Raw genomic sequence first — 24,271 nt, 5'->3', positions numbered from 1 at the left:
GAGAGGGATATGAAAAAGAAGGTTTAACATGAAAGGAATACTTGAAAGAACATTTAAATTAGGTTTACACGAAACATCACCAAAACAAGAAGTTTTAGCTGGAGTTACGTCATTTTTCACGATCGTATATATTATGATTGTAAATGCATCCATTTTATCGGATGCTGGCATTCCTCTTGAAGCTGGAATTTTAGCAACTGTTTTCAGTTCATTTGTCGGATGTCTGCTCATGGCATTTTGGGCAAATGCACCTGCTATTCTTGTACCTGGTATGGGCGTAAATGCATTCTTCACGTACACTGCTGTGCATACGCTCGGATTAGCTTGGCAGGAAGCATTAGCAGCTGTCTTCATCTCTGGTATTATTTTTGCAATTGCTGCGTTTACACCAATCGCTCGCGTGCTTTCAGTATCGATTCCAAAGTCATTAAAGGAAGCTATTACTGTCGGCATCGGATTATTTTTAGCATTTATCGGATTGCAAAAAGGTGGTTTAGTCGTTTCGAATCCAAATACTGCTGTTGCAATGGGTAAATTAAGTAACCCTGTCGTTCTTGCGACACTACTTACTCTTATCGTTGCACTTGTACTATTTATTCGTAACGTACGTGGAAGCTTTTTATGGACGATTGCAATAGGAACTGGTATTGCATGGCTATTTGGTCTTGTTGATACAAGTCAAATCGGAAATAGTTCATTCTCATTCGCTAATTACGGTGATGTGTTTGGAGCTATGTCATTTGGCAAACTTTCTTCCTTACCGTTTTGGATTGCAACATTCTCCTTAAGCATGGTGCTTATTTTTGAGAACATGGGACTACTGCACGGTTTATTAGAAGATGACCGTAAATTCCCACGTGCTTACCAAGCCAATGCAATTTCAGCAATGACATGTGGTCTATTTGGCACAAGCCCTACCGTATCAACAGTAGAGAGTGCCGCAGGTATTACTGCAGGCGGAAAGACAGGTCTGACGTCTATCGTTACAGGGTTGTTATTCTTTGCATCACTGTTTGCACTTCCGTTTGTGAAACTAATTCCTGATAGTGCCATTGCACCAATCTTAATTATTATTGGCGGCCTGATGATTACAAGCATTCAGCAAATTCCTCTGAACGATTTTTCAGAAGGATTTCCAGCGTTCTTAATTATCGTCATGATCCCGCTCACATATAGTATCGCTGATGGCATTGCGTTCGGATTTATTGCTTATCCTATCTTAAAAGTTGCTCTTGGAAAGCGTAAAGAAGTCGCACCGTCTATGTATATCGTTACATGCTTATTCTTAGCCATGTTTGTATTACATGCTATTGGTTAAGTAAAAACACCGAGGAAAATTCCTCGGTGTTTTTTTACTTAAACCATCCTTTTTTATAAAACCAAGCCATCATGCCACCGCCAATTAGCGCCATTAGAAGTAGACAAACAAAATAACTATATTGTCCACCAAGCTCCGGCATATGCGTAAAGTTCATTCCGTATACTCCCGCAATAAATGTTAATGGCATGAAAATAGTCGAGAATACAGTTAATGTTTTCATAATGTTATTCATATGATGTGAGTTTAATGAAAAATAGCTATCTCGAATATCTGCCGTTAACTCCCGGCTTGCCTCAATCATTTCTGTTAGTTTAAGCAAATGGTCATGTATATCTTTAAAGTAAATCTCATGATCACTTATACCGTAAAAACGAGTCGAATTTAAAATACGATACAATAAATCACGCATCGGAATGATTGTGCGCCTTAGCTTCGATAAATCTGCACGTATATCAAATACTTCTTCTAATACACTTCCCGCTGTCTCACCCGTTAAATTATCATCAATTGCATTTAAATGATCCTCAATGTAATATACAGGCGCAAAATAGTCATCTACAATTTGGTCGATAATTGTATGAGCTACGTGTAAAGGACTATTTTTAATACGCTTCTTTTCTCCAAGTGTTTTCCATACTCTTTCGATTGCATTGTTATGAGAAAAGTGGAAAGAAACAATAAAACGATCACTAATAAATAAATCGATTTCGTGCGGTTCTAATCCATCCTCACCAAATGCATGAAGAACTAAAAAGTTATATCCATCATAAAAATCAACTTTTGGCCTCTGTACATATTCTATACAGTCTTCAATTGCAAGGGGATGGAACTTAAAATGATCTTGCAAAATGTATGTATACTCTTCTTTCGTTGGCTTATATAAATCTAGCCAATACCATACAATATGGTCTTTCGTTGTTTCTTCTAGCGAAACATCATATAATACTTCATCTGTTTTTGTTATTGCACAAATTCTAATCATAATTTCACCCATTATTATTATAAACAAAAAATAGCAAAAAAAGCCAAGGAGAAATACTCCTGGCCCTTTTTTATTATTCAGTAACGATGCCGTGCACTAATGTTGGTGCATCTACATGTTCGTTAGCGATCTTCATGTTCTCATAAATTTTTGCTTTTACATCTTCCACATTTTCACGGTTTGCGTAAATTGTAACAAGGGATTCACCTTTTTTCACGCTGTCCCCTACTTTTTTGCGAAGCATTAAGCCAACTGCTAAATCAATTTCAGATTCCTTCGTCGCACGTCCTGCTCCTAAAAGCATTGCTGCTGTTCCAATTTCATCTGCAACGATTTCTGATACATAACCGTCTTCCTTCGCTTCTACTTCAATTTTAAACTGTGCTTGTGGTAATTTAGTAGGATCATCAACAACAGAAGCATCGCCGCCTTGCGCTGATAAGAACGTTTTAAATGATTCTAGCGCTTTACCGTTGTTCATTACTTCAATTAATTTCTCACGTGCATCTTCTAAAGATGAAGCTTGTCCAGCAAGGTATACCATTTGACTTCCAAGCGTTAAACATAACTCTTCTAAATCTTTCGGTCCTTTACCTTGTAATGTATCAATTGCTTCTTGTACTTCAAGTGCGTTACCAATCGCCTCACCAAGTGGTTGACTCATATCAGAAATAACAGCCATCGTATTACGACCAACGTTATTACCAATGCGCACCATTGCTTCTGCTAAACGTTTTGCATCTTCATCTGTTTTCATAAATGCACCTGCTCCAGTTTTTACATCAAGAACAATTGCATCTGCACCAGCAGCAATTTTTTTACTCATAATCGAGCTTGCAATAAGCGGAATAGAGTTTACTGTTGCCGTTACATCACGAAGTGCGTATAACTTTTTATCGGCAGGTGTTAAGTTTCCACTTTGACCAATAACAGCGATTTTGTTTTCATTTACAAGACGCATGAATTCATCATTTTCGATTTCAACATGGAATCCTGGAACTGCTTCTAATTTATCAATTGTACCACCAGTATGTCCTAAACCACGTCCAGACATTTTTGCAACCGGTACACCTAAAGCGGCTACTAATGGACCTAACACAAGTGTTGTTGTATCACCAACACCACCTGTTGAGTGCTTATCTACTTTTACCCCTTCAATAGCTGATAAGTCGATTGTATCACCGCTATTTACCATTGCCATCGTTAAATCAGCACGTTCTTGATCGTTCATATCTTGGAAGAAAATTGCCATTGCAAGTGAACTTACTTGATAATCAGGAATATCACCATTCGTATATCCTTCAACAATAAAGTTAATTTCTTCTGTCGTTAATGCATGTCCGTCACGTTTTTTTGCAATTAGGTCCACCATTCTCATTGTGAGGTCACCCCTTCATTTGTTTTACGATTGCTTTTACTAATGCTAAGAAGTTAGCTTTAACACGTTCTGTCGTTTCAATTACTTCATCGTGGTGAAGTGGCTGATCTAAAATACCAGCTGCCATATTTGAAATACAAGAAATACCAAGTACTTTCATACCAGCATGACGCGCTACAATTACTTCTGGTACTGTTGACATACCAACTGCATCTCCGCCTAGTGTACGAAGCATACGAATTTCAGCAGGTGTTTCATATACAGGACCTGTCATTCCAACGTATACACCTTCTTGTACTTTAATATTTAAGTCCGCTGCAACTTGTTTCGCCATTTCACGAAGTTCTGGTGTATATGATGTAGACATATCAGGGAAACGTACCCCCATTTCAGAATCATTCGGTCCGATTAATGGATTTGTACCCATGAAGTTAATGTGGTCTGAAATTAACATAAGATCGCCTGGCTCAAATGATGTATTTACACCACCAGCTGCATTTGTTACAACAACTGTTTCTACACCTAGTTCTTTCATAACACGAACTGGGAATGTTACTTTTTGCATGTCGTATCCTTCATAGAAGTGGAAACGTCCTTGCATTGCCACTACTGTTACACCTTGAAGTGTACCGAATACTAGTTGACCTGCATGACCTTCTACAGTTGATACTGGGAATTCAGGGATTTCACTGTAAGGTACTGTTACTGCGTTCTCGATTTCATCTGCTAATACACCTAGTCCAGATCCAAGGATTAGTCCTACTTGTGGCGTTTCTTGAAATTTCTCTTTTAAGTATGAAGCTGATTTTGTAATAAGTTCACGATTCATTTGTTTATCCCCCTATTTCTTTAGCTCGTTTAAGAAGCTTGTTCCGTGTTCTGGCATTTTCACGCCGAAGTTTTCTGCTACCGTTGCACCAATATCAGCAAATGTTTGACGAAGTGCTAATTCTTGTCCGCCTTCTTTCATGCTTGGGCTATATGCTAATAACGGTACATATTCACGTGTATGATCAGTACCAGGATGTACTGGATCATTACCATGGTCTGCTGTAATTAATAATAAATCATCTTCTTTTAGTTTTTCGAATACTTCTGGAAGACGTGCATCATAGTCTTGCAGTGCTTCTCCATATCCTTGTGGATCACGGCGGTGACCGAATAATGCATCAAAGTCAACTAAGTTTAAGAAGCTAAGACCTGTAAAGTCCATGTTTAATGTATCTACAAGCTTATCCATTCCATCCATGTTAGACTTCGTACGAAGTGATTCAGTTACCCCTTCACCATCATATATGTCAGAGATTTTACCGATAGCAATCACATCGTAGTCACTATCTTTTAATTCATTCATTACCGTGCGGCCAAATGGTTTTAACGCATAATCATGACGGTTTGGTGTACGTGTGAATTTCCCTGGTTCTCCAACGAATGGACGAGCGATAACACGACCTACCATGTACTTTTCATCTAACGTTAATTCACGTGCAATTTTACAAATTTTATATAACTCTTCAAGTGGCACTACTTCTTCGTGTGCTGCGATTTGTAATACGCTATCAGCAGAAGTGTAAACGATTAAAGAACCTGTTTCCATTTGTTCTTGACCAAGCTCATCAAGAATCTCAGTTCCAGAAGCTGGTTTATTACCGATAATTTTACGACCTGTTTTTTCTTCTAATTCATCAAGTAATTCTTTTGGGAATCCTTCAGGGAACACTTGGAATGGTGTATCAATGTAAAGACCCATAATTTCCCAGTGCCCTGTCATTGTATCTTTACCAGTAGATTTCTCTTGCATTTTTGTATAATATCCAAGCGGTTTTTCTACTTTAGAGATACCTTTCATTTCACGAATGTTACCAAGACCTAACTTCACCATATTTGGCATTTGTAATCCATTCATATGTTCAGCAATGTGACCAATTGTGTCAGAACCTAAATCACCAAATTGCTCAGCATCCGGTGCTTCGCCGATTCCTACAGAGTCCATTACGACTAGGAATATACGTTTATATTTATTCATAACTGCGACCTCCTATAAGTTCAGTTCTACTTCTTGTAGTATGTTCAAAACGCTATAAAGTGAAACTGTTATTCATAAGAATTATCTTTCGTTCTCACTGGCAAACAGTACTTCTTTAAATCAATTTCTAACCTATTTTGTTTTACTGGAAACGACTCAAAAACATTTCTAGTTTTTTCTAAGTCAGATGTCAGACATCTGATATTGATATCATAACATGTTTACGCTTTCTTTTTAATACATTTTCGTAGAATTTCTTATTTTATTCACACTTCTATTGTAATCCATTATGCGAAGAAGTGCTAATTATTTTATGATTTATTTCTTCATATAAAGCGAAACTTTAATCTGCCCGCAAATAACGTGATAAAAATAAAAAGCAGCTCTAAAGAGCTGCTTTTTATTTTACTTCTACTGTTTCTTCTTTATGTTCATGTAGTTCGCCTTTTTTAACATGAACTTTCACTTTGTAAGCACCGTTTTCTTTAAAAGTATGTTTCGTTTCATACTCTCCTTTATTTCCTTCTTTTGCTGGAATAAATTCATGTTTTTCAACACCATCTTTCCAAATCTCAAGTTGTACTTCAGCACCAGTTAACGCTTCTTCTTTTTGTTTTAAATGAACTTTCATAGTTGATTCTGCATTTGCTTTTATATCACCAGCCATAAGGTGGATCATCGTATCGCTTTTATGATCGCCATGCCCTGCACCGTGATTACTATTTTCTTTTTTCGCATCTTCTACTTTCGCATTTCCTACAGCCACTTTTACTTCTGGCATAACATGCATTTCACGTGCATTTGTGTGAGCGATAATATGGTATACTCCATCCGTCTCGAACGTTTTCTCTACTGCATAAACACCTTTTCCTTTATGCTTCCCATCTAACATCTCGTGCTTTTCGTCGCCATCTTTCCAAATTTCAAACTTTACATCATCAGCATCTGTTACTTTTTCTTTTCCTTGTGTAACAAGTGCTTGTACTTCTGTTTTTTCACCAGGTTTAATTTCTTTCGGATTTGTTTGAACTGCTACTTTTACAGCTTCTAGTTTCTGTTCTTTTTTTGGTTCTTCTTTGTTTGTATTACAGCCAGCCAATGCTAGCATCGCGATAAATAAAGTCATAATAAGTTTTTTCATCATCATTTCCTCCTTCATACCTTATTTAGTATAGAGGAAATACATTGTAATATTCTAGTCTTCTGCTGAAAACAATGTACGAAATGTTTGTGAAGTTTTTGTGAAGTACTATAGCCTTTTGAATCTATGAAAAAAAGAGCATAGTAACTATGCTCTCGGATGAAACTGTTTATATACATCTTTTAATCTAGCTTTTGAAACATGCGTATAAATTTGCGTCGTTGAAATATCTGCATGTCCTAGCATTTCTTGCACAGCACGCAAGTCTGCTCCATTTTCTAATAAATGCGTAGCAAAAGAATGGCGCAACGTATGTGGTGTAAGCTCTTTTTCGATATTTGCTTCTTTCGCCAATCGTTTTAAAATTTTCCAAAATCCTTGTCTTGATAATCGATTCCCATGATGGTTTAAAAAGAGTGCATCTACTACTTTTTTACCCATCAATTCTCTTCTTCCCTTTTCAATATACTTTTGAATCGCTTCCGTCGCTAAACTTCCTAGTGGAATAATTCTTTCTTTATTCCCTTTCCCTATGCAACGAACAAATCCCATCGTTAAATGTACATCTTCTAAATTTAAGGCAATTAATTCCGAAACACGAAGTCCTGTTGCATAAAGTAACTCTAGCATCGCTTTGTCACGAACCCCAAAAGCACTCGTCATTTTTGGCGTCTGAAGTAACGCCTCTACTTCATCGATTGATAGTACTTTCGGTAATTTCCGTTCTCCTTGCGGCGTTTCAATATGTACGGATGGGTCGTGCTCTACCGCTCGTTCACGAAGTAAGAATTGGTGAAACGAACGAATCGATGCAATATGACGTGCTAATGTTTTCGAAGATTTTCCGTTTTCTTTTAAGTGCTGCAGAAAATTAACAATGTGCAAGCGTGTCACTTCATGAAAGCTTTTCGCCTGTTCTACATTTTGCAAATACTTTACATAACTTTTTAAATCACGTTCATAAGATACTACTGTATTTTTCGCTAGCCCTTTTTCGACAACCATATAATGAATAAAATCTTTTAATTGATCTTCCAATCTACACTACTCCCCATTTTCATAGAAAAACATCATTCTATTTACGAAAGCATCCCTTGCCGGCTCTTCATTCCCTGATACTTTTTCTACAGTCTCTTCTTTTGGTTTTTCATAACGATGATAGCTTTCATATTCTTCATTTATCCATAGTATAGCGAAATAAAACAAAATCGTACAACTTGTAAATAATAAAAATACTTTTATCCCATCAAAAGTTAATTTTAAAGCTCGGCGCATTGTAAATTCCTCCAAAATATAAGTTATTACAACATATGCCAAGCTTTCACCAATTTATACCTTATTCAAATAAAAAACCTCTTCCTAGATAAATAGGAAAAGGTTATTTTTCATCCGTTTCATTTTCTTGACAATTTTTACAAATCCCATGGAATGTTAAACGATGATCTTTCACCTTAAAGCTCCAGTCACGTTCTACTTTCCTTTCCACTTCACCAAGTAAATCTTCTTGTATTTCTTGTACAGCACCACATTGTGTACAAATCAAATGATGGTGAAAACGCTGCGCACCTTCTTGGCGTAAGTCATAGCGTGAAACACCGTCTCCGAAGTTAATCTTATCGACAACTTTTAACTCAGATAATAGTTCTAAAGTTCGATAGACGGTTGCTAATCCGATCTCTGGCGACTTTTCTTTTACAAGGAGGTAAACATCTTCTGCGCTTAAATGATCTTCTTCATTTTCTAGCAGCACACGAACTGTTGCTTCACGTTGCGGTGTTAATTTGTAGCTCGCTGCATGTAATTGCTTCTTAATTCGTTCAATTCTCTCTTCCATTCGGTACTACTCCCTCCTCGCCACTCTTACACCATTATATCAGAAGAAGGGCTTCTGTCAAAAGAAAAACAATAAAAACAAATTGATAATTATTCTCAAAAAGTATTTATTGTTTATTAATAGCCTCAACGACTTCTTTCATTAAAACTGGTGATGCATAAGCTTCTACACTAGAAGCAAGAGCTAACACCGCTCCAATTACAAGAAAGAAGCATGTATAACGAATTAATAATGGTAATAATGGCTCGGTTATTTTCCTGATAAATTGATGCCTAATCATGCGTAAGGAAAAGCTTGCGGCAATTGTTGTCATAACGAGAAATACTGGGATAATAATGAGGTTTTGTGGCAATACAGAAACGAATGCTAATAATAATCCATTCCATCCATGCTGACTGACTAAAAAACCTACTGTAAATCCGACAACTACTCCTTTTACAAATAATAAAATAAAAATAAGTGGCACTCCAATAATTGAAATCCCCAAAATCCAAATAAATCCAATGTATTTTAATTGCGAAAAGTAACTTTCTCGAAACATTTCGCTCGCAATAGCAAATTCTCCTTTAGAAACTTGTCCAAAAAAACGTTGTAAGTAAAATGATAAATCTTGTTTTTGATTTAATTGTAAACTATTCACAAGAATGGCCCCAAATATTACTCCCATCAATAATAAAACAGCGTTAAATATATATAATGAAGAGTTTTCCTGTATGTGAGACATTACACGGTCTTGCCAAGTTTTTCTCCACATTTTTCTTCCCTCCGTTCACACTCTTACTAAAAATGTATGAAAGAAAGAAAAAAGTATGACGAATTAACATTGAAATTCCGCTCTACTTTGCTAAACTAAAAAGTAGAGAATAGGAGGGATTTCTCTTGAAACCATTATTATTAGATTTTCCAACATTATTTCAAACTGAACGCTTACAAGTTCGTAAGCCATTTCCAGGTGATGGTGCAGAAGTGTATGAAGCAATCCAAGCTTCTCTAGAAGACTTAGTACCGTGGATGCCAATTAACGCTGAAACAGAAGAAAGTGCTGAAGAAATCGTTCGTAACGCTCACGGGCAGTTTTTACTTCGTGAAACACTTGATTTTCACTTATACGATAAAGTATCTGGTACATTCATCGGAGCTATAACGCTCAAGCCTGAAAACTGGGATATTCCAAAGTTTTCACTTCACTTCTGGCTGCATAGCGCTTATACAAAACAAGGCTATATGACTGAAGCCATTAAAGGTGCCATTCAATTTGCCTTTGATAAGCTAAGTGCTAGAAGAATTGAAATTCGTACTGATGCAACAAATGCAAATGCATGTAACCTAGCAGAACGTTTAGAATTTATTCTAGAAGGTACAATGGAAAATGATTTCATAGCACCAGATGGTAGCTTACGTGATGCACGCGTATACGCAAAAATCAATTAAAAAACACTCGCCTTTGGCGAGTGTTTATTTTTGTAGTTGTAAATATTGTACTGCAAACATCGTCTTCGCATCATGAATACGAAGATCTTTCATAAGAATAATCGCTTCTTCTAACGATACTTCCATCAATTCCACAAATTCATCTTCATCTAACTCGGCTTTATTTTCTTTTTTCGTCAAACCTGTCGCTTTATATACATATAAAATTTCATCTGCAAATCCTGGAGATGTATAGAAAGAAGTAATAAGCTCCATATTTTCACATACATATCCTGTTTCCTCTTCTAATTCACGAACTGCTGTCACCTCAGGTTTTTCACCAGGTTCTAACTTGCCGGCCGGAATTTCTATAATCGCCTTTTCAAGCGCTTTACGATACTGCTCAACAAGCACGATTTTCCCCTCATCAGTAATAGCAATAATAGCAACTGCACCAGGGTGATTTACAATTTCACGTTTACTCATTGCTCCATTTGGTAATACTACATCATCAACACGAACTTTTATAACTCTACCATCAAAAATCGGCTCAGTTTTTACTGTTCTCTCTGCAAGATTACTCATACTACTTCATCTCCCTGTTCTATTTCCTATTCTTTCCTCATACATTTTACCACATTGAAAGGAGCGTGATAGAAATGAAAGTTTATATTTTACCAAATCGCGTCACTTTAGTCGGAAAAGCATGGCAAATTCGCCATAAGCTAAAACAATATGGCAAAGAGTATACAACTGTACAAGAGTGGATTACAGCAAATAAAAAGTAAACGTTTGTCAACCTCTTTTTCCTTTCGTACAATAAAGGTAAGGAGGTTGACCTATGAAAAAACGTCAATTAGGAAACTCAGATTTGTTTGTTACACAAATGGGCCTTGGCTGCATGTCTCTCGGTACATCTGAAACAGAAGCTATGCGTATTATCGATGAAGCAATCGATTTAGGAATCAATTTTTTTGATACAGCGGATTTATATGATTATGGATTAAACGAAGAATTTGTTGGAAAAGCCTTAAAAGGGAAACGAGACCAAATTGTTCTTACAACAAAAGTTGGAAATCGTTGGACAGAAGAAAAAAACGGGTGGTCTTGGGATCCTTCTAAAAATTACATAAAGGCTGAAGTGAAAGAAAGTTTACGTAGACTTCAAACTGATTATATTGACCTTTATCAACTTCACGGCGGGACGATTGAAGATCCAATAGATGAAACAATTGAAGCCTTTGAAGAATTAAAAAAAGAAGGTATTATTCGCCATTACGGTATTTCTTCTATACGTCCAAATGTTATCCGTGAATATGCTAAACGTTCAAATATCGTTAGTGTGCTAATGGAATATAGCCTTTTAAATCGTCGCCCTGAAGAATGGTTCCCACTTCTAAGTGAACATCAAATTAGCATTATTGCTCGTGGGCCACTTGCAAAAGGAATTTTAACTGACAATAATGCAAGAAAGATAGAAAGAGTAAAACAAAAAAATTACCTTTCTTATTCTTACGATGAATTATATGCGACACTCGCGAATGTAAAAGAAATAATCGGAGAAAGCTCTTTAACAGGAACAGCTATTCAATATTGCTTACATAACGAAACTGTTGCAGCTGTTATACCTGGTGCAAGCTCTATTCAACAATTGCAAGAAAATGTACAGGCTAGTAAACAAAAAAAGTTAACAACAGCAGAATATATACAACTTCAGCAAATTGCTAAATGTGATACTTACGCTTTACATCGTTAAAAAGACGCTACCATACCGGTAGCGTCTTTTTATAGCGTATCATATTTATCAGGATTCGTTCCTACATGTAAATTACGATTTAACGTATTAATTTGAGTCATCTCTTCTTCTGTTAGTGAAAAATCAAAGATAGAAAAATTCTCTTTAATACGTGATGGTGTAACAGATTTAGGAATCGTCACTACCCCGCTTTGAATATCCCATCTTAATATAACTTGCGCAGGTGTTTTTTCATATTTCGTAGCAATGGCCTGAATAATCGGGTTCTCGAATACTTCCCCGCCTCTCATTAATGGGCTCCATGCTTCCATTTGAATTTGCTCACCTTGACAGAAATTACGCAATTCAAATTGCGCTAACATCGGATGAAGTTCCACTTGGTTGACCATCGGCTTCACTTTACAATTTGGTAATAACAGTTCTAAATGATGTTTATGAAAATTTGAAACACCAATCGCGCGCACTTTACCTTCTTCATACAGTTTCTCTAACGCTCGGTAAGTATCGACATACTTTCCTCTTATTGGCCAATGTATTAAATATAAATCTACATAGTCCATTTGTAATTTCTTTAAGCTTTTTTCAAACGCCTCAAGTGTTTCCTCGTATCCTTGATCGTCGTTCCAAACTTTTGTTGTAATAAATATGTCTTCTCTCGGAATCCCTGATTCACGAACCGCTTCTCCGACACCGCTTTCATTTTCATATACAGTTGCTGTATCAATCGAACGGTATCCAACTTCTAACGCTGTTTTTACTGCTTGTTTTACTTCGTCGCCTTCTTTCGCTTTATAAACGCCTAGACCAATCATCGGCATTTTTACGCCATTATGAAGTGTAGTTGTTGGAATGTGCACAGTCGTCTCCCTTTCATTCTTACATTTTTTATAAGCCGCCACTTTATTTCAACAAGATTCAACCAAAAAGTCAAAACATATGTACAGTTTACATAATAATTTTATACATTAAAACGCGAAATCAATTATTCATATTTCCTTCTCTCCATTCTTTCGCTTTTTCATCAACACTACGTACAAACTCATTTTTTCCTTCCGTATATAACGTGCCATCATATGTATATTTTTCGGCTAATTCTTTCTTTAAGGTTGCATATGCCTCTGCTTCTTCACAATGAGCCATCATATAATCACGAAACGCTAAATGCCTTACTATTTCAGGATTTCCTTTTTCAAAAACATGTAAGTGATACGAGCGTTTTTCCTCCGTTCCATGAATAAAATAACGACGTCTTGAAATACCATTTTCCCCTTTTACGATGTAACCAAGCTCGTCAAAACGTTCATTCCAATCATCTACTCTGTCGATACTCTCTACTTCCATAATCATATCTATAATTGGTTTAGCTGCCAGTCCTGGCACTGATGTACTTCCAATATGATGGACTTTCACCATTTCTGGCATCGCCGATTTTAATCGTTCGGCCTCTATTTGAAATTTTTCGTTCCAATGATTTTCATGCGGAACGACTACAATTTTTCTCATTTTACACTCCCCTTTTCTTACAAGCTCGTCAAAAAAATGATCAGCGGTATGCACTGATCATTTTTTTATATTATTTAAAGTCTTTCCAAGTAAGGCTACTTTCACTTAACAGTTCTTCAAATGATTTATTCTTTTCTCGTTCTTTTTGTTCTCGGCGCTTTCTTTCCAGTTCAGCTGCCTCTTTTTTCTCTTCTCTCACTTGCAATTCTTTCTTCTTATTCTTTAATTGCTGCATGAGTGAATCATTTAATTGATCGCCTAATGTAAGCGACTCTTTCTCTGGTTTATTAACTTGCGATTGTCTTTGCATTTGTCTTTGTTTCTTTTTCTTCATGCTACTCACCTTTTACTTTTTTCTCCATTATAGTAGATACACAATGATCTCGACAATAAAAAAGGTTCTTTACTCTATTATTCACCTTTTGTAAATATGTTAATTTTTCGAAAAAACTAAATTTTTATATAGATATAATCCTATGAATCTATTAAAATTATGTCGTATGATGTCAGATTATAAAAAAAAGGAGAAATGAATTATGTGGAAAAAAATCATTCCTGCTGTTGCCGTTTTAAGCACCATAACTTTTTCAAGCGTATTTGCCGCTCCCCCATCCCAGATTCCAGCTAAACAAAACCGCTACGTAGACGTACAAATGCTTGGTATTAATGATTTCCATGGACAACTAGATACTGTTAAAAAAATTAATAACAAAGAAGCTGGTGGCGCTGATTACTTAGCTACTTATTTAAAAGAACGTAAAAAGCAAAACCCTAATACACTTCTCGTACATGCTGGCGATATTGTCGGAGCTAGTCCACCAGTTTCAGCGTTGTTACAAGATGAACCAACGATTGAATTTTTAAATGACTTAAAATTCGACGTTGGTACAATCGGAAACCATGAATTTGATGAAGGTATCGATGAAATGAAACGCCTCATTTACGGTGGATATCACGAGAAAACAGGGAATTTCAAAGGTGCTAACTTCCCTTATGTCGCTGCTAACTTCTATAACAAATCAACTGGTCGCTTATTTTTACCACCATTTACTGTAAAAATGGTAGATGATGTTCCTGTAGGATTCATTGGCGTTGTTACAACTGATACGCCAAATGTCGTGATGCCTACTATGCTTAAAAATGTACAGATCACTGACGAAGTAGAAGCAATTAATAAATCAGCGCAACAATTAAAGCGTCTCGGTGTTAAATCCATCGTCGTCCTTGCCCATGTCGGCGGAACAACTGATGAGTCTGGCGTGACAAATGGAGACCTTACTCGAATTGCAAATGAAACAGACTCGGAAGTTGATGTTATTTTCGGTGGACATAGTCACACGTATGTAAATGGTACTGTAAATAATAAACTAATCGTCCAAGCGAACTCTTATGGAACAGCTTTCTCAGACGTAGATGTAACAATTGATCGTAAGACAAAAGATATTGTAAAGAAAAAAGCTGAAGTGATTACAACATATCATGAAGGTGTCGAACCTGATAAACAAGTAAAACAAAAAATAGATCAATATAAAGAAAAAATCGCACCACTTGTAAATGAAGTTGTAGGAAAATCTACAGCACCTATCGACCGTAAACAAAATGATGCTGGTGAATCTACTCTTGGGAATGTAATTGCCGACGCACAGCGTCAAACGATGCAAGCTCAAATCGCACTTATGAATCCTGGTGGCATTCGTAATGACTTAGATGCTGGCGATATTACTTGGGGCGAATTATATGGCGTTCAGCCTTTTGGAAACCAATTGATTAAAGTAGATTTAACAGGTCAAGATATTCGCGACATTTTAAATCAACAATGGCAAAAAGGAACAACAAGAATGCTTCAAATTTCAGGTATTCAATATACGTGGGATGCAAATAAACCAAGCGGTGAAAAGGTTACGAATATACGCTTAACAAATGGCGAAGAGTTATCTCCATCTAAAACGTATAGCGTAGTTGCGAATGCTTTCTTAGCTTCTGGCGGTGACGGATTCGTATCATTTAAAAATGGAAAGAATTCAGAAACTGGTCCAAACGACTTTGAAGCGCTAGTCGATTATGTAAAACAATTAAAAGAACCAATTCAGCCAGTTATTGATGGAAGAATTCAAAAGGTAAATTAAGTATTTCCCTAATATGCGATCCAGATTTTTATTGTAAAGGATACGCACTTATACTTACTTAATCCACAATATTAGTAAAACCTAAAAAGGATACTCGTTCTTACAATGAACATAGTATCCTTTTCTTTAGTTATCAAAATGTGATGTTTTGTTAAAATCATATTGTTGTAAAAATTGTTGTAACGCCTCTTCTACAAGTTTAGATTTTTGAATTCCTTTCGATTCTGATATAACGTCTAGTTTTGCTAATATTTCTTTATTAATAGAAAAGGTACGTTTCTTTTTTTCTGTACTTATACTCATAATGGGCACAATTACTTCTTCTCTCTTTCTTAATAACTCATAAATACTTTGTAATTGCTCATAAATTAATAATTGATAATCCGTTGTCGCATATTGAAGGGCTGTCGCTTCTTGGAGTTGTAAGTGACGCGGTTCTTCTCCATCTCCTACAAAAATACGTTTCTTCTGTTCTCCATCATATTCGTATCCAATTAATCTTAATTTCTTTGATAATGTATATGGGCTTATTTCAAGACGTTTTGCTATAATAGCGATGGATTCACGTCTATTTAAGCAATCTATAATTTCTCCAATCGTCACAATTTCCCTCCTCCCGTATTGAAATGACACTAGTATGGTATGTTACAATGATTTTCTAACAGTATATGCAAAACGAATAGCCTGTGCGATTCATACGATTTCAGAAAAGGAGGTTTTCCATATGCTTTTTCGTAGCTATACCCCACAGTTTTATAATGAAAATAAACAACTCATTCCTAATAGTATTGCTACGATGGAAAGCGTTATGATTCATAATCGAAAACAAACTCTCCTTATTCGCGGGCAAAACATAGAGCAGCCAATTTTATTATGCTGTCATGGCGGACCTGGAATGGCACAAATTGGATTTATTCGTCATTTTCAAAAAGAATTGGAGAAACACTTCATCGTTATTAATTGGGATCAGCGCGGGGCAGGTAAATCCTTTTCAATGAAAGATTTCGGAGCAAATTTTACAATCGAACAATTCGTTTCCGATGCAAAAGAAGTGATTCAATATGTACTTAAAAAGTTCAGTAAACAGAAACTATTTCTCGCTGGTCATTCTTGGGGAAGCATTATTGGGCTTAACATAGCACATCAATATCCGCAGTATATCGAGGCTTACATCGGTATTGGGCAGATTGTACATATGAAACAAAACGAAGAATTGCTATATCAGCATTTAATTCGTTCTGCAAAAAAACATGATCATAAAAAAGCATTAGCGTCCCTTTTAAAATTAGGCAAACCACCATTTTTAGATACGAGACGCCTTATTATTCAAAGAAAGTGGCTTGGCACATTCGGCGGAGCAATCCAAAACGGATCTTCCTTTTCTTTCATACGAAAAGGCTTCTTTTCTCCTGAATATACGCTATTAGATTGGTTCAAGTTTCTCGCAGGAAATTTAAAATCTGGCGTTTTATGGGAAGAAATGTTGACAATCGATTTCTTTTCTTCTATTTCAAGCTTATCTATTCCGGTTTATTTTTGTTCTGGTCGCTATGATTATCAAACTCCTTATGCTCTCGTTCAGGAATATTGTGATGTAATAGAAGCCCCCATAAAAAAAATGATTTGGTTCCCAAATTCAGCACATTCTCCTGATTTAGAAGAACCAGAATTATTCGCCAATTCTTTACAATCAATTAAACAAGAGCTAGCTTTTCAGCATTAGTAACAAAAGGCTCTTTTACATTTCATAGAAAACAATTTATAATAATATGTCGCAACTATGTATAAATATAGCAAAGTGCTTCATATTTACTTGCCTTAGCACAATAAAATTTTAGGGAGATTACATCTATTATGAATGCTGTACTCGTCGCAGTAGCAGTTATGCTATTGCTTAGTTTGTTTCGCGTCCAGGTCATTGTCGCCATCATTGTTGGAGCTTTAACAGGCGGAATTATCGGTGGACTCGGTATTTCAGAAACTATTAACACTTTTACAACTGGCCTTGGAAACAGTGCTCCAATCGCTTTAAGTTATGCAATGCTTGGCGGTTTCGCTATTTCCCTTTCCAAAACAGGACTTCCAGATGCCATGATTCAAACTGCACTAAAATGGATTGGCAATGAACAAGACACGAAAAAACAAGTTTATTCTAAAATACTTATTTTATTCATCATTTTAACGATGGCTTGTTTCTCACAAAATGTGATTCCTGTTCATATCGCTTTCATCCCCATCTTAATTCCAGCACTTTTAAAAGTATTAAATGAGCTGAAAGTGGATCGCAGACTTGTTACATGTATTATTACATTCGGATTGATTACTCCTTATATGTGGATTCCAGCAGGGTTCGGAAAAATTTATCATGACGTATTGCAAACAAATGCTGCGCAAAGTGGTCTTACATTTGATGTCGCACTTATTCCAAAAGCAATGACTATTCCAGCAATCGGTATGATTATTGGATTATGTATAGCGGTATTCATTACGTACCGGAAACCTCGTACGTATGAAACAGAACAAGTTCATACTACCGCAAATGAAATCGTTCCCTATACAAAACGTAGCATTACTTTCGGATTGTTATCTATCATAGCCACATTAACCGTTCAATTAGCAACAGAATCAATGATTTTCGGTGCTTTAGCGGGGATTATCGTCTTATCAGTAAGTGGTAGTCTACCTCTTAAAGAAGCTGATGCTATATTAACAAGCGGAATGCGCATGATGTCCTTTATCGGTTTTGTTATGATCGCTGCCGCTGGATTTGGTGCTGTTCTTCGAAAAACAGGACATGTTGAATCTCTTGTGCAAACGAGTGCACATATAATTGGAAATAACAAACCACTCGCTGCATTTCTTATGCTTGTGATTGGACTTCTCGTTACGATGGGAATTGGTTCATCCTTTTCAACCATCCCTATTTTAACAACAATTTTTGTGCCTCTTTGCATGCAGCTTGGATTTAGTCCAATGGCCACAATTGCAATTATCGGTACAGCTGGAGCGCTAGGCGATGCGGGATCTCCAGCATCAGATAGTACACTTGGGCCAACATCCGGTTTAAATGCTGATGGTCAACACCATCATATATGGGATACATGTGTACCAACTTTTCTGCATTATAATATACCGTTACTTATATTCGGCTTTATTGCCGCAATTACATTATAAAAGGTGCGTTTTATACGCACCTTTTACTTTTTTATTTTTTCTTTTAATTGTTGTAAAGCTATTTTCCCATTTTCTTCGGCGCAACTTTCAATTTTCAGGAGTGACGGGCCTATCCATTCACTGTCTATGCTCCCGTTCGGTCCAATGATTTTCAACTTATCCGGTATACGGATATTTAAATTTTTCGCTGCTTGAATTAACTCAAAAGTAACCTTTTCACTTGAAGTTACAATTCCATCTATATACGGGTGAGTTTGCAAGAATGTAATAAATTGTTTATTCGTATACCCTTGTACACATACTTCTCGATAAGAGATCCCTTCCTCCCAAACAGCGTCTAAAAATCCTGATATGTGCTCTTCCATTTCTTCACTATCTTCTCCCTCATCGAAATAAGCAAGAAATTGACAGCCTTTTTCTTTTAATAAAGAAACCGTTCTTTGTCCCTTTTCATAATAATTTGCATGGGATTTTTTTTCATCAATCACAACAAACGGAAGTGGAATTTCTCCTATACTTTTAAAAACGGATTTTGTTAAAATAACACCTGCAACGTTATTTTCCTTCAACATATGTATGTATCTATCTTTATTCTCTATATTACAAACAATGATTTGATATCCTTCTTTATATGCTATTTCCTCAATACAATGTAGCAAAGTGATGTTTGATGGGTCATATAGATTATCTACAAGTAATGCAATTATCGTTGAATTCTCTTTAAATAATGGCTTTGCTGCACTATTTGGCCTATAACGTAATTCCTCAATTGCTTCCTTTACTTGTTTTACTGTGTCCTCATGAACGTATCCTTTTTCATTAATAACTCGTGAAACGGTTGCGACTGAAACACCTGCCAATTTTGCAACATCACGTATAGTTGCCACATCGTCACCCCTTAATATGGTAATAGATTACAATTTTACGGTAACCTAAATTACAATATTCGTCAAGGTTACTAACTTATATTTCTGAAAATTGTTACATCAATTTATTAAACGATACTCCAACTGTATTTCATGTAAAATTGGGATGTTATCATATCCGATACGCGGAATTTCTTTCTTTATTTTTCGTGCCTCTTCCACTGCATTCACATATAAATTAGTCATCACAAAATTACGTTTTTGGTAAAAACGTAACGCATTCATATTATCATTTGTTGTTATGAGCCAAACCCGCCCGCACCGTTCTTCTTCTTCTTCTGCAACTTGTAATACACAATCTACAAGTTTCGTCCCTATTCCTTTTCTTTCTTCAAAGCTATCTAACGATACAATTTCACACATATTTCCGGTCACTTGATACGTTATAATTCCGATTATTCTGTCATCCGAGAGCGCAACAAATCCTGGCAACCCTTCTAACTGGTGCCCCTTACCACGTGAAACCATCAATGAACTCCCCCAGTTCTCACACATGAACATTCGGATTGTTTCTTTCATCGCTGGCGTAATTTTTTGTATATACACCATTTCCTATTTCTCCCCTTTTCTATCATTGTGATACAATGTAAGTGTATCACATGTAACGGTATTTGGAGGATGAGGTAAAGTATGAAACGTTTTTTTGCAGCATTGTTTACTATACTAGGTGCGATAACTGCCCTTGGGATTTTCTTTACAAATAAAGTGATGTACTTAAAGAAAAAAACAGAGGAAGAAGTACTCGAAAGAGAAACGAAAAAACATTTTCGTATAGAGGATTTTGATGCTCTTCATAAAGAAGAAATTCATATTCCTTCGCAATTCGGATATGATCTTCACGGCTATTATATTCCTGCTGGTCATTCCAATAAGTTTATGATTTTTTGTCACGGCGTAACTGTAAATAAAATGAACTCTGTAAAATATGCAAGGTTATTTTTAAACAGAGGGTATAATGTCGTTATTTATGATCATCGTCGTCATGGTAAAACTGGCGGAAAAACAACAAGCTATGGATACTATGAAAAACATGATTTAAAATCTGTAGTTGACTGGCTAAAAAGTCGATTTGGAACAAATATAACACTCGGTATTCATGGTGAATCTATGGGAGCTGCAACACTTCTTCAATACGCAGGACTTGTAGAAGATGGTGCTGATTTCTATATTGCAGATTGTCCTTTTTCTGATTTCTACGGACAATTACAACACCGTTTAAAGGTTGAATTCCATTTACCTAAATGGCCTTTATTACCTTTAGCAAATGCTTTTTTAAAAGTGCGTGACGGTTATACGATTCGCGAAGTTTCACCAATCGATTGTATAAAAAATATTAACAATCCCGTCCTCTTTATTCATAGTAAAGATGATGATTATATTTTAGCTGATATGACGAAAGCACTATATGAAGCAAAAGAAAACAATAAACAACTTTATATTGCAGAACGCGGTGCACACGCTTGCTCTTATAACGAAAATAAAGAAGAGTATGAAGCAGCCGTTGATCAATTTTTAAACTCATATGTAAAAGAAACAAAAAACAGGCTTGCATAAGCCTGTTTTTTATTGCGCTAAAACGTCTGTAACTTGTTCCATGTTTTCAGAAATCCATTGCATTGCATCGTCTAACGTTGGAAATTCTGTCGTTTGAAATGTTACTTCATCTTGAAGTAACCAAACATCCTTTGCCTCTTGCCCTACACCTGCAATGGACCAATGTAACAAACTATATGGATGATTATCATTCAAAAATGATGCCCACGTGCGCTCATTTGCAATGTTTCGTAATGTATGTAATTGTTTATCCATCTCTCGTCACCTTACTCTAGTCAGTTATGAAAACTATTATAACACTCTCTTCTTTCTCAAACAAAGTGCTCTTTTTACCCCGCATTAACGGGCAGTAAAACTCCCACCTCAAAACTCAGCTAAAACAAAGAAGTTAGGTGGGAGATTAACTGCCCCTAAAAGCCCGATTGGTTCAACTAATAATTAGTGGGGGATACCTCCCCCACTAATTAAAGTTTCACTTTATATTGTCAAGTACTTCTCTTAATTATATGATGAAATTAAGCGTTTGGGAAGGAGGGATAGCGTTGGCGAAAGTACAAATTAAAGTAAATGATAATGGCTCTTTTCGTGTTACAGGGGACGTGGAATTAGTCGATTCACAAGGGAATGTATTCCCAGCAAAACCGGCATTTTCTTTATGCCGTTGTGGTTTATCAAAAAATATGCCTTATTGCGATGCTTCGCATAAAGGGAAATTCGAGTCTGTTGTTAGAGCACCAGAGGCAGAATAATTTCACATGTGACATGCACATTTTTTTGTGCATGTTTTTTCTTTTCATTAACTCTCGTCCCCCCTTTTCCTTACAACATTCCTCATACTTTTGTCCTCATTCCAACTTACATATATTTTCACACAATTCTTCACATTCGAATATTTTTTACTAGCCTTTTGTCTTTTTTGTGCTATAATTTGAGCAAACAACATCCTTCGGGGTCGGGTGAAATTCCCAACCGGCGGTGATGAAGTGCAAACTTCTAAGTCCGTGACCCGTTTTCAACACGAAAACGGTGGATCTAGTGAAACTCTAGGGCCGACAGTATAGTCTGGATGGGAGAAGGATATGTTTTCTAGTAATTTTATATAGCGAATACACTTTTATTTCAGTATGCATATTTTTAAAGTTTCATTTTGAATCTTTATATATGTTTTATTTTGTATACTTATGTTTCTACACTGAAATAAAAAGATACGACTAGCGCTTGAAAAATTTGATATTTTGCTAGGTTTTTTCCTTATGCCAAAATATCAATCATCGTTAGGTTTCTTTCCTATACTTTCGTATTCGAACTATATTTCTAGAAATCACGTCTCCCAAACCCCAAGGATATAAAATCCTTGGGGTTTTTTGATTTTTTCAGGAGAGGTGAAGAAAATGACAGATCAAGAATATATGAGGATTGCCCTGCAGTTAGCAGAAGGAACATCCGGACAAACAAGTCCAAATCCTATGGTTGGTGCTGTTGTTGTAAAAGATGGAAACATCGTCGGTATTGGCGCTCATTTACGTGCAGGTGAAGAACACGCAGAAGTTCACGCTCTTCATATGGCTGGTGAAAAAGCAAAAGGAGCTACCGTTTATGTAACACTTGAACCGTGTAGCCATTTTGGAAAAACACCACCTTGTTGTGAATTGCTCATCAAAAAAGGAGTCAAACGGGTTGTAATTGCTACTCTTGATTGCAATCCTCTCGTTTCTGGTACTGGAAAAAGGAGATTAGAAGAAGCTGGCATCGAAGTAACTACCGGTGTTCTTGAAACAGAAGCCACCTTATTAAATCGTTTCTTTTTTCACTACATGAAAACGAAACGTCCATTTGTAACAATAAAAACAGCGATGAGCTTAGATGGAAAAACAGCAACTGTCACTGGTGAAAGTAAGTGGATTACAGGTGAAGAAGCACGAGCTGATGTTCACCAATATCGCCATACACATGATGCGATTCTCGTTGGAGTAAATACAGTTATAGCTGATAATCCGCATTTAACGACCAGAATTCCTAACGGGGGTAAACATCCTATACGCGTCATTTTAGATACCCATTTACGAACACCACCATCTTCTCATGTCATAACAGATGGTTTAGCACCGACATGGATTTTTGTCGGTAAGGATGTAAATAAAGAGAAAATAGCTTCTTATGAATCTGAAAATATAGCTATATTCCAAATGAAAACAAAACATATAGACCTCAAGGACCTCCTTTTCTTTCTTGGAGAGAAGCAAATTCTTTCTTTATTCGTTGAAGGAGGCCAATCGACTCATGCAAGCTTCTTACAAACAAAGCATTTCAATGAAATTATAACTTATATAAGCCCGATATTAATTGGTGGGAATGATGCCCCTACTTTATTTGGTGGAAATGGTTTCGCAGCATTGCAAGATGCACTTTCCTTGGAAATTCAAGAGATGAAACAAGTTGGTGATGATATAAAAATCGTTGCGAATGCCCGAAGTGAGGTGACGGAATGTTTACAGGAATTGTAGAAGAATTAGGAACGATTGCAAACATGCAACAAAGCGGAGAAGCAATGAAGTTAACGATCCATGCGAATAAAATTTTATCAGATGTTCACTTAGGTGATAGTATCGCGGTTAACGGTATTTGCTTAACTGTAACGAGTTTCACAACAACTTCATTCACAGTGGACGCAATGCCTGAAACGATGCAATCAACATCACTTCGCATGCTTAAACCCCGCTCTAAAGTAAATTTAGAGCGGGCGATGGCTGCAAACGGACGATTCGGTGGGCATTTCGTTTCAGGACATATTGATGGCATCGGAACGATATTAAACAAAAAACAACACTATAATGCCGTCTATTACAAAATAGCTATTGCTGATGAATTGCTGCGCTATTGTTTGCATAAAGGATCCGTTGCTGTTGATGGAACGAGTTTAACGATATTTGATATAGACGAATCTTCCATCACAATCTCACTCATCCCGCACACAGTAAGTGAATCTGTTATCGGAGAAAAGAATGCCGGTGACATAGTAAACATTGAGTGTGACATGATCGGTAAATATATCGAACGCTTTATTTCTAAACCTGTAAAACGAACAGGTTCAATGAGCGAAAGCTTTTTACAAGAAAACGGATTTCTATAAGGGGGAAGCA

Annotated in this window: 28 protein-coding genes and 1 riboswitch; of the genes, 11 read left to right on the top strand and 17 right to left on the bottom strand. The window is 36.4% G+C overall.

Annotated features, from left to right (window positions below):
- Nucleotides 1-28: 28 nt before the first annotated feature.
- Nucleotides 29-1,318: an NCS2 family permease gene (locus tag DN393_RS08830; protein WP_064474888.1), complete on the top strand. Its 1,290-nt coding sequence runs from the start codon at nucleotides 29-31 to the stop codon at nucleotides 1,316-1,318.
- A 34-nt stretch (nucleotides 1,319-1,352) separates the two neighbouring features.
- On the opposite strand, the gene corA is transcribed toward DN393_RS08830, so the two are convergent.
- The 9 genes from corA to spoIIM all read right to left on the bottom strand — a co-directional run bounded on the left by corA (nucleotide 1,353) and on the right by spoIIM (nucleotide 9,406).
- Nucleotides 1,353-2,315: a magnesium/cobalt transporter CorA gene (gene corA / locus DN393_RS08825; protein ID WP_064475085.1), complete on the bottom strand. Its 963-nt coding sequence runs from the start codon at nucleotides 2,313-2,315 to the stop codon at nucleotides 1,353-1,355.
- Nucleotides 2,316-2,376: 61 nt separating this feature from the next.
- Nucleotides 2,377-3,681 (bottom strand): pyrimidine-nucleoside phosphorylase, encoded by a 1,305-nt coding sequence (locus DN393_RS08820; RefSeq protein ID WP_064474887.1) that lies wholly within the window; start codon nucleotides 3,679-3,681, stop codon nucleotides 2,377-2,379.
- A 7-nt stretch (nucleotides 3,682-3,688) separates the two neighbouring features.
- Entirely contained in the window at nucleotides 3,689-4,510 is an 822-nt protein-coding gene (locus DN393_RS08815; RefSeq protein ID WP_001078443.1) for a purine-nucleoside phosphorylase, read from the bottom strand.
- Nucleotides 4,511-4,522: 12 nt separating this feature from the next.
- Nucleotides 4,523-5,707, bottom strand: coding sequence for a phosphopentomutase (deoB, locus tag DN393_RS08810; protein WP_001046086.1), 1,185 nt, complete (start codon nucleotides 5,705-5,707; stop codon nucleotides 4,523-4,525).
- A gap of 400 nt (nucleotides 5,708-6,107) precedes the next feature.
- Complete coding sequence (locus tag DN393_RS08805; protein ID WP_081257191.1) at nucleotides 6,108-6,848, bottom strand: FixH family protein; 741 nt, start codon at nucleotides 6,846-6,848, stop codon at nucleotides 6,108-6,110.
- Nucleotides 6,849-6,995: 147 nt separating this feature from the next.
- Nucleotides 6,996-7,886, bottom strand: coding sequence for a site-specific tyrosine recombinase XerD (gene xerD / locus DN393_RS08800; RefSeq protein ID WP_000390083.1), 891 nt, complete (start codon nucleotides 7,884-7,886; stop codon nucleotides 6,996-6,998).
- A gap of 6 nt (nucleotides 7,887-7,892) precedes the next feature.
- Nucleotides 7,893-8,123, bottom strand: coding sequence for a YqzK family protein (locus DN393_RS08795; protein ID WP_149173456.1), 231 nt, complete (start codon nucleotides 8,121-8,123; stop codon nucleotides 7,893-7,895).
- Nucleotides 8,124-8,226: 103 nt separating this feature from the next.
- On the bottom strand, nucleotides 8,227-8,682 hold the full coding sequence (fur, locus tag DN393_RS08790) for a ferric iron uptake transcriptional regulator (protein ID WP_000392657.1): 456 nt from the start codon (nucleotides 8,680-8,682) through the stop codon (nucleotides 8,227-8,229).
- Between the two features lie 106 nt (nucleotides 8,683-8,788).
- On the bottom strand, nucleotides 8,789-9,406 hold the full coding sequence (spoIIM, locus tag DN393_RS08785) for a stage II sporulation protein M (protein WP_229135799.1): 618 nt from the start codon (nucleotides 9,404-9,406) through the stop codon (nucleotides 8,789-8,791).
- 155 nt (nucleotides 9,407-9,561) lie between these two features.
- Between spoIIM and DN393_RS08780 the strand changes: the two genes are divergently transcribed.
- On the top strand, nucleotides 9,562-10,113 hold the full coding sequence (locus DN393_RS08780; protein ID WP_000803489.1) for a GNAT family N-acetyltransferase: 552 nt from the start codon (nucleotides 9,562-9,564) through the stop codon (nucleotides 10,111-10,113).
- A 24-nt stretch (nucleotides 10,114-10,137) separates the two neighbouring features.
- Here the strand turns inward: DN393_RS08780 and DN393_RS08775 are convergent, their stop codons facing one another.
- Nucleotides 10,138-10,677, bottom strand: a complete 540-nt coding sequence (locus DN393_RS08775) for an NUDIX domain-containing protein (RefSeq protein ID WP_000067040.1) — start codon at nucleotides 10,675-10,677, stop codon at nucleotides 10,138-10,140.
- A 74-nt stretch (nucleotides 10,678-10,751) separates the two neighbouring features.
- Between DN393_RS08775 and mciZ the strand changes: the two genes are divergently transcribed.
- Together mciZ and lolS are read left to right on the top strand one after the other, a co-directional pair.
- The gene (gene mciZ / locus DN393_RS08770; RefSeq protein WP_000870295.1) at nucleotides 10,752-10,880 is read left to right on the top strand and encodes a Z-ring formation inhibitor MciZ; all 129 of its coding nucleotides are present in this window, start codon (nucleotides 10,752-10,754) and stop codon (nucleotides 10,878-10,880) included.
- A 53-nt stretch (nucleotides 10,881-10,933) separates the two neighbouring features.
- The gene (lolS, locus tag DN393_RS08765; protein ID WP_149173455.1) at nucleotides 10,934-11,848 is read left to right on the top strand and encodes an aldo/keto reductase; all 915 of its coding nucleotides are present in this window, start codon (nucleotides 10,934-10,936) and stop codon (nucleotides 11,846-11,848) included.
- Nucleotides 11,849-11,877: 29 nt separating this feature from the next.
- Here lolS and DN393_RS08760 read toward each other — a convergent pair whose 3' ends face one another.
- The 3 genes from DN393_RS08760 to DN393_RS08750 all read right to left on the bottom strand — a co-directional run bounded on the left by DN393_RS08760 (nucleotide 11,878) and on the right by DN393_RS08750 (nucleotide 13,685).
- On the bottom strand, nucleotides 11,878-12,705 hold the full coding sequence (locus DN393_RS08760) for an aldo/keto reductase (RefSeq protein ID WP_048546278.1): 828 nt from the start codon (nucleotides 12,703-12,705) through the stop codon (nucleotides 11,878-11,880).
- 121 nt (nucleotides 12,706-12,826) lie between these two features.
- Nucleotides 12,827-13,351: a GrpB family protein gene (locus DN393_RS08755; protein ID WP_088047213.1), complete on the bottom strand. Its 525-nt coding sequence runs from the start codon at nucleotides 13,349-13,351 to the stop codon at nucleotides 12,827-12,829.
- A 70-nt stretch (nucleotides 13,352-13,421) separates the two neighbouring features.
- Nucleotides 13,422-13,685 (bottom strand): YqkE family protein, encoded by a 264-nt coding sequence (locus tag DN393_RS08750; protein WP_142289345.1) that lies wholly within the window; start codon nucleotides 13,683-13,685, stop codon nucleotides 13,422-13,424.
- Between the two features lie 202 nt (nucleotides 13,686-13,887).
- Here DN393_RS08750 and DN393_RS08745 point away from each other — a divergent pair, with 202 nt between their 5' ends.
- Nucleotides 13,888-15,477: a bifunctional metallophosphatase/5'-nucleotidase gene (locus DN393_RS08745; protein ID WP_149173454.1), complete on the top strand. Its 1,590-nt coding sequence runs from the start codon at nucleotides 13,888-13,890 to the stop codon at nucleotides 15,475-15,477.
- Between the two features lie 126 nt (nucleotides 15,478-15,603).
- On the opposite strand, the gene DN393_RS08740 is transcribed toward DN393_RS08745, so the two are convergent.
- Complete coding sequence (locus DN393_RS08740; protein ID WP_149173453.1) at nucleotides 15,604-16,080, bottom strand: ribbon-helix-helix domain-containing protein; 477 nt, start codon at nucleotides 16,078-16,080, stop codon at nucleotides 15,604-15,606.
- 121 nt (nucleotides 16,081-16,201) lie between these two features.
- On the opposite strand from DN393_RS08740, the gene DN393_RS08735 reads away from it, so the two are divergent.
- Both DN393_RS08735 and DN393_RS08730 read left to right on the top strand, forming a co-directional pair.
- Nucleotides 16,202-17,200: an alpha/beta fold hydrolase gene (locus DN393_RS08735; protein WP_149173452.1), complete on the top strand. Its 999-nt coding sequence runs from the start codon at nucleotides 16,202-16,204 to the stop codon at nucleotides 17,198-17,200.
- Nucleotides 17,201-17,331: 131 nt separating this feature from the next.
- Entirely contained in the window at nucleotides 17,332-18,651 is a 1,320-nt protein-coding gene (locus DN393_RS08730; RefSeq protein ID WP_149173451.1) for a Na+/H+ antiporter family protein, read from the top strand.
- 23 nt (nucleotides 18,652-18,674) lie between these two features.
- On the opposite strand, the gene DN393_RS08725 is transcribed toward DN393_RS08730, so the two are convergent.
- Both DN393_RS08725 and DN393_RS08720 read right to left on the bottom strand, forming a co-directional pair.
- Nucleotides 18,675-19,538 (bottom strand): LacI family DNA-binding transcriptional regulator, encoded by an 864-nt coding sequence (locus DN393_RS08725; RefSeq protein WP_064474877.1) that lies wholly within the window; start codon nucleotides 19,536-19,538, stop codon nucleotides 18,675-18,677.
- Between the two features lie 99 nt (nucleotides 19,539-19,637).
- Complete coding sequence (locus DN393_RS08720) at nucleotides 19,638-20,126, bottom strand: GNAT family N-acetyltransferase (RefSeq protein ID WP_149173450.1); 489 nt, start codon at nucleotides 20,124-20,126, stop codon at nucleotides 19,638-19,640.
- A gap of 81 nt (nucleotides 20,127-20,207) precedes the next feature.
- Between DN393_RS08720 and DN393_RS08715 the strand changes: the two genes are divergently transcribed.
- Nucleotides 20,208-21,131, top strand: a complete 924-nt coding sequence (locus tag DN393_RS08715; RefSeq protein ID WP_048546291.1) for an alpha/beta hydrolase — start codon at nucleotides 20,208-20,210, stop codon at nucleotides 21,129-21,131.
- Between the two features lie 9 nt (nucleotides 21,132-21,140).
- Here DN393_RS08715 and DN393_RS08710 read toward each other — a convergent pair whose 3' ends face one another.
- Nucleotides 21,141-21,386, bottom strand: coding sequence for a DUF2552 family protein (locus DN393_RS08710; protein ID WP_000360793.1), 246 nt, complete (start codon nucleotides 21,384-21,386; stop codon nucleotides 21,141-21,143).
- A gap of 287 nt (nucleotides 21,387-21,673) precedes the next feature.
- Here DN393_RS08710 and DN393_RS08700 point away from each other — a divergent pair, with 287 nt between their 5' ends.
- The 3 genes from DN393_RS08700 to ribE all read left to right on the top strand — a co-directional run bounded on the left by DN393_RS08700 (nucleotide 21,674) and on the right by ribE (nucleotide 24,261).
- The gene (locus DN393_RS08700; protein ID WP_001151582.1) at nucleotides 21,674-21,880 is read left to right on the top strand and encodes a CDGSH iron-sulfur domain-containing protein; all 207 of its coding nucleotides are present in this window, start codon (nucleotides 21,674-21,676) and stop codon (nucleotides 21,878-21,880) included.
- A gap of 189 nt (nucleotides 21,881-22,069) precedes the next feature.
- Nucleotides 22,070-22,213: riboswitch (FMN riboswitch) on the top strand.
- A 309-nt stretch (nucleotides 22,214-22,522) separates the two neighbouring features.
- Nucleotides 22,523-23,635: a bifunctional diaminohydroxyphosphoribosylaminopyrimidine deaminase/5-amino-6-(5-phosphoribosylamino)uracil reductase RibD gene (ribD, locus tag DN393_RS08695; protein ID WP_064474875.1), complete on the top strand. Its 1,113-nt coding sequence runs from the start codon at nucleotides 22,523-22,525 to the stop codon at nucleotides 23,633-23,635.
- On the top strand, nucleotides 23,617-24,261 hold the full coding sequence (gene ribE, locus DN393_RS08690) for a riboflavin synthase subunit alpha (RefSeq protein ID WP_064474874.1): 645 nt from the start codon (nucleotides 23,617-23,619) through the stop codon (nucleotides 24,259-24,261). The genes ribD and ribE overlap by 19 nt, the downstream gene beginning before the upstream one ends.
- The last annotated feature ends 10 nt before the right edge of the window (nucleotides 24,262-24,271 follow it).

This window comes from Bacillus sp. BPN334 (genome assembly GCF_008368885.1).
Taxonomy (GTDB): domain Bacteria; phylum Bacillota; class Bacilli; order Bacillales; family Bacillaceae_G; genus Bacillus_A; species Bacillus_A wiedmannii.
The sequence above is the reverse complement of the archived record's forward strand: the minus strand, read 5'-3'. Positions and strand labels throughout refer to the sequence as shown.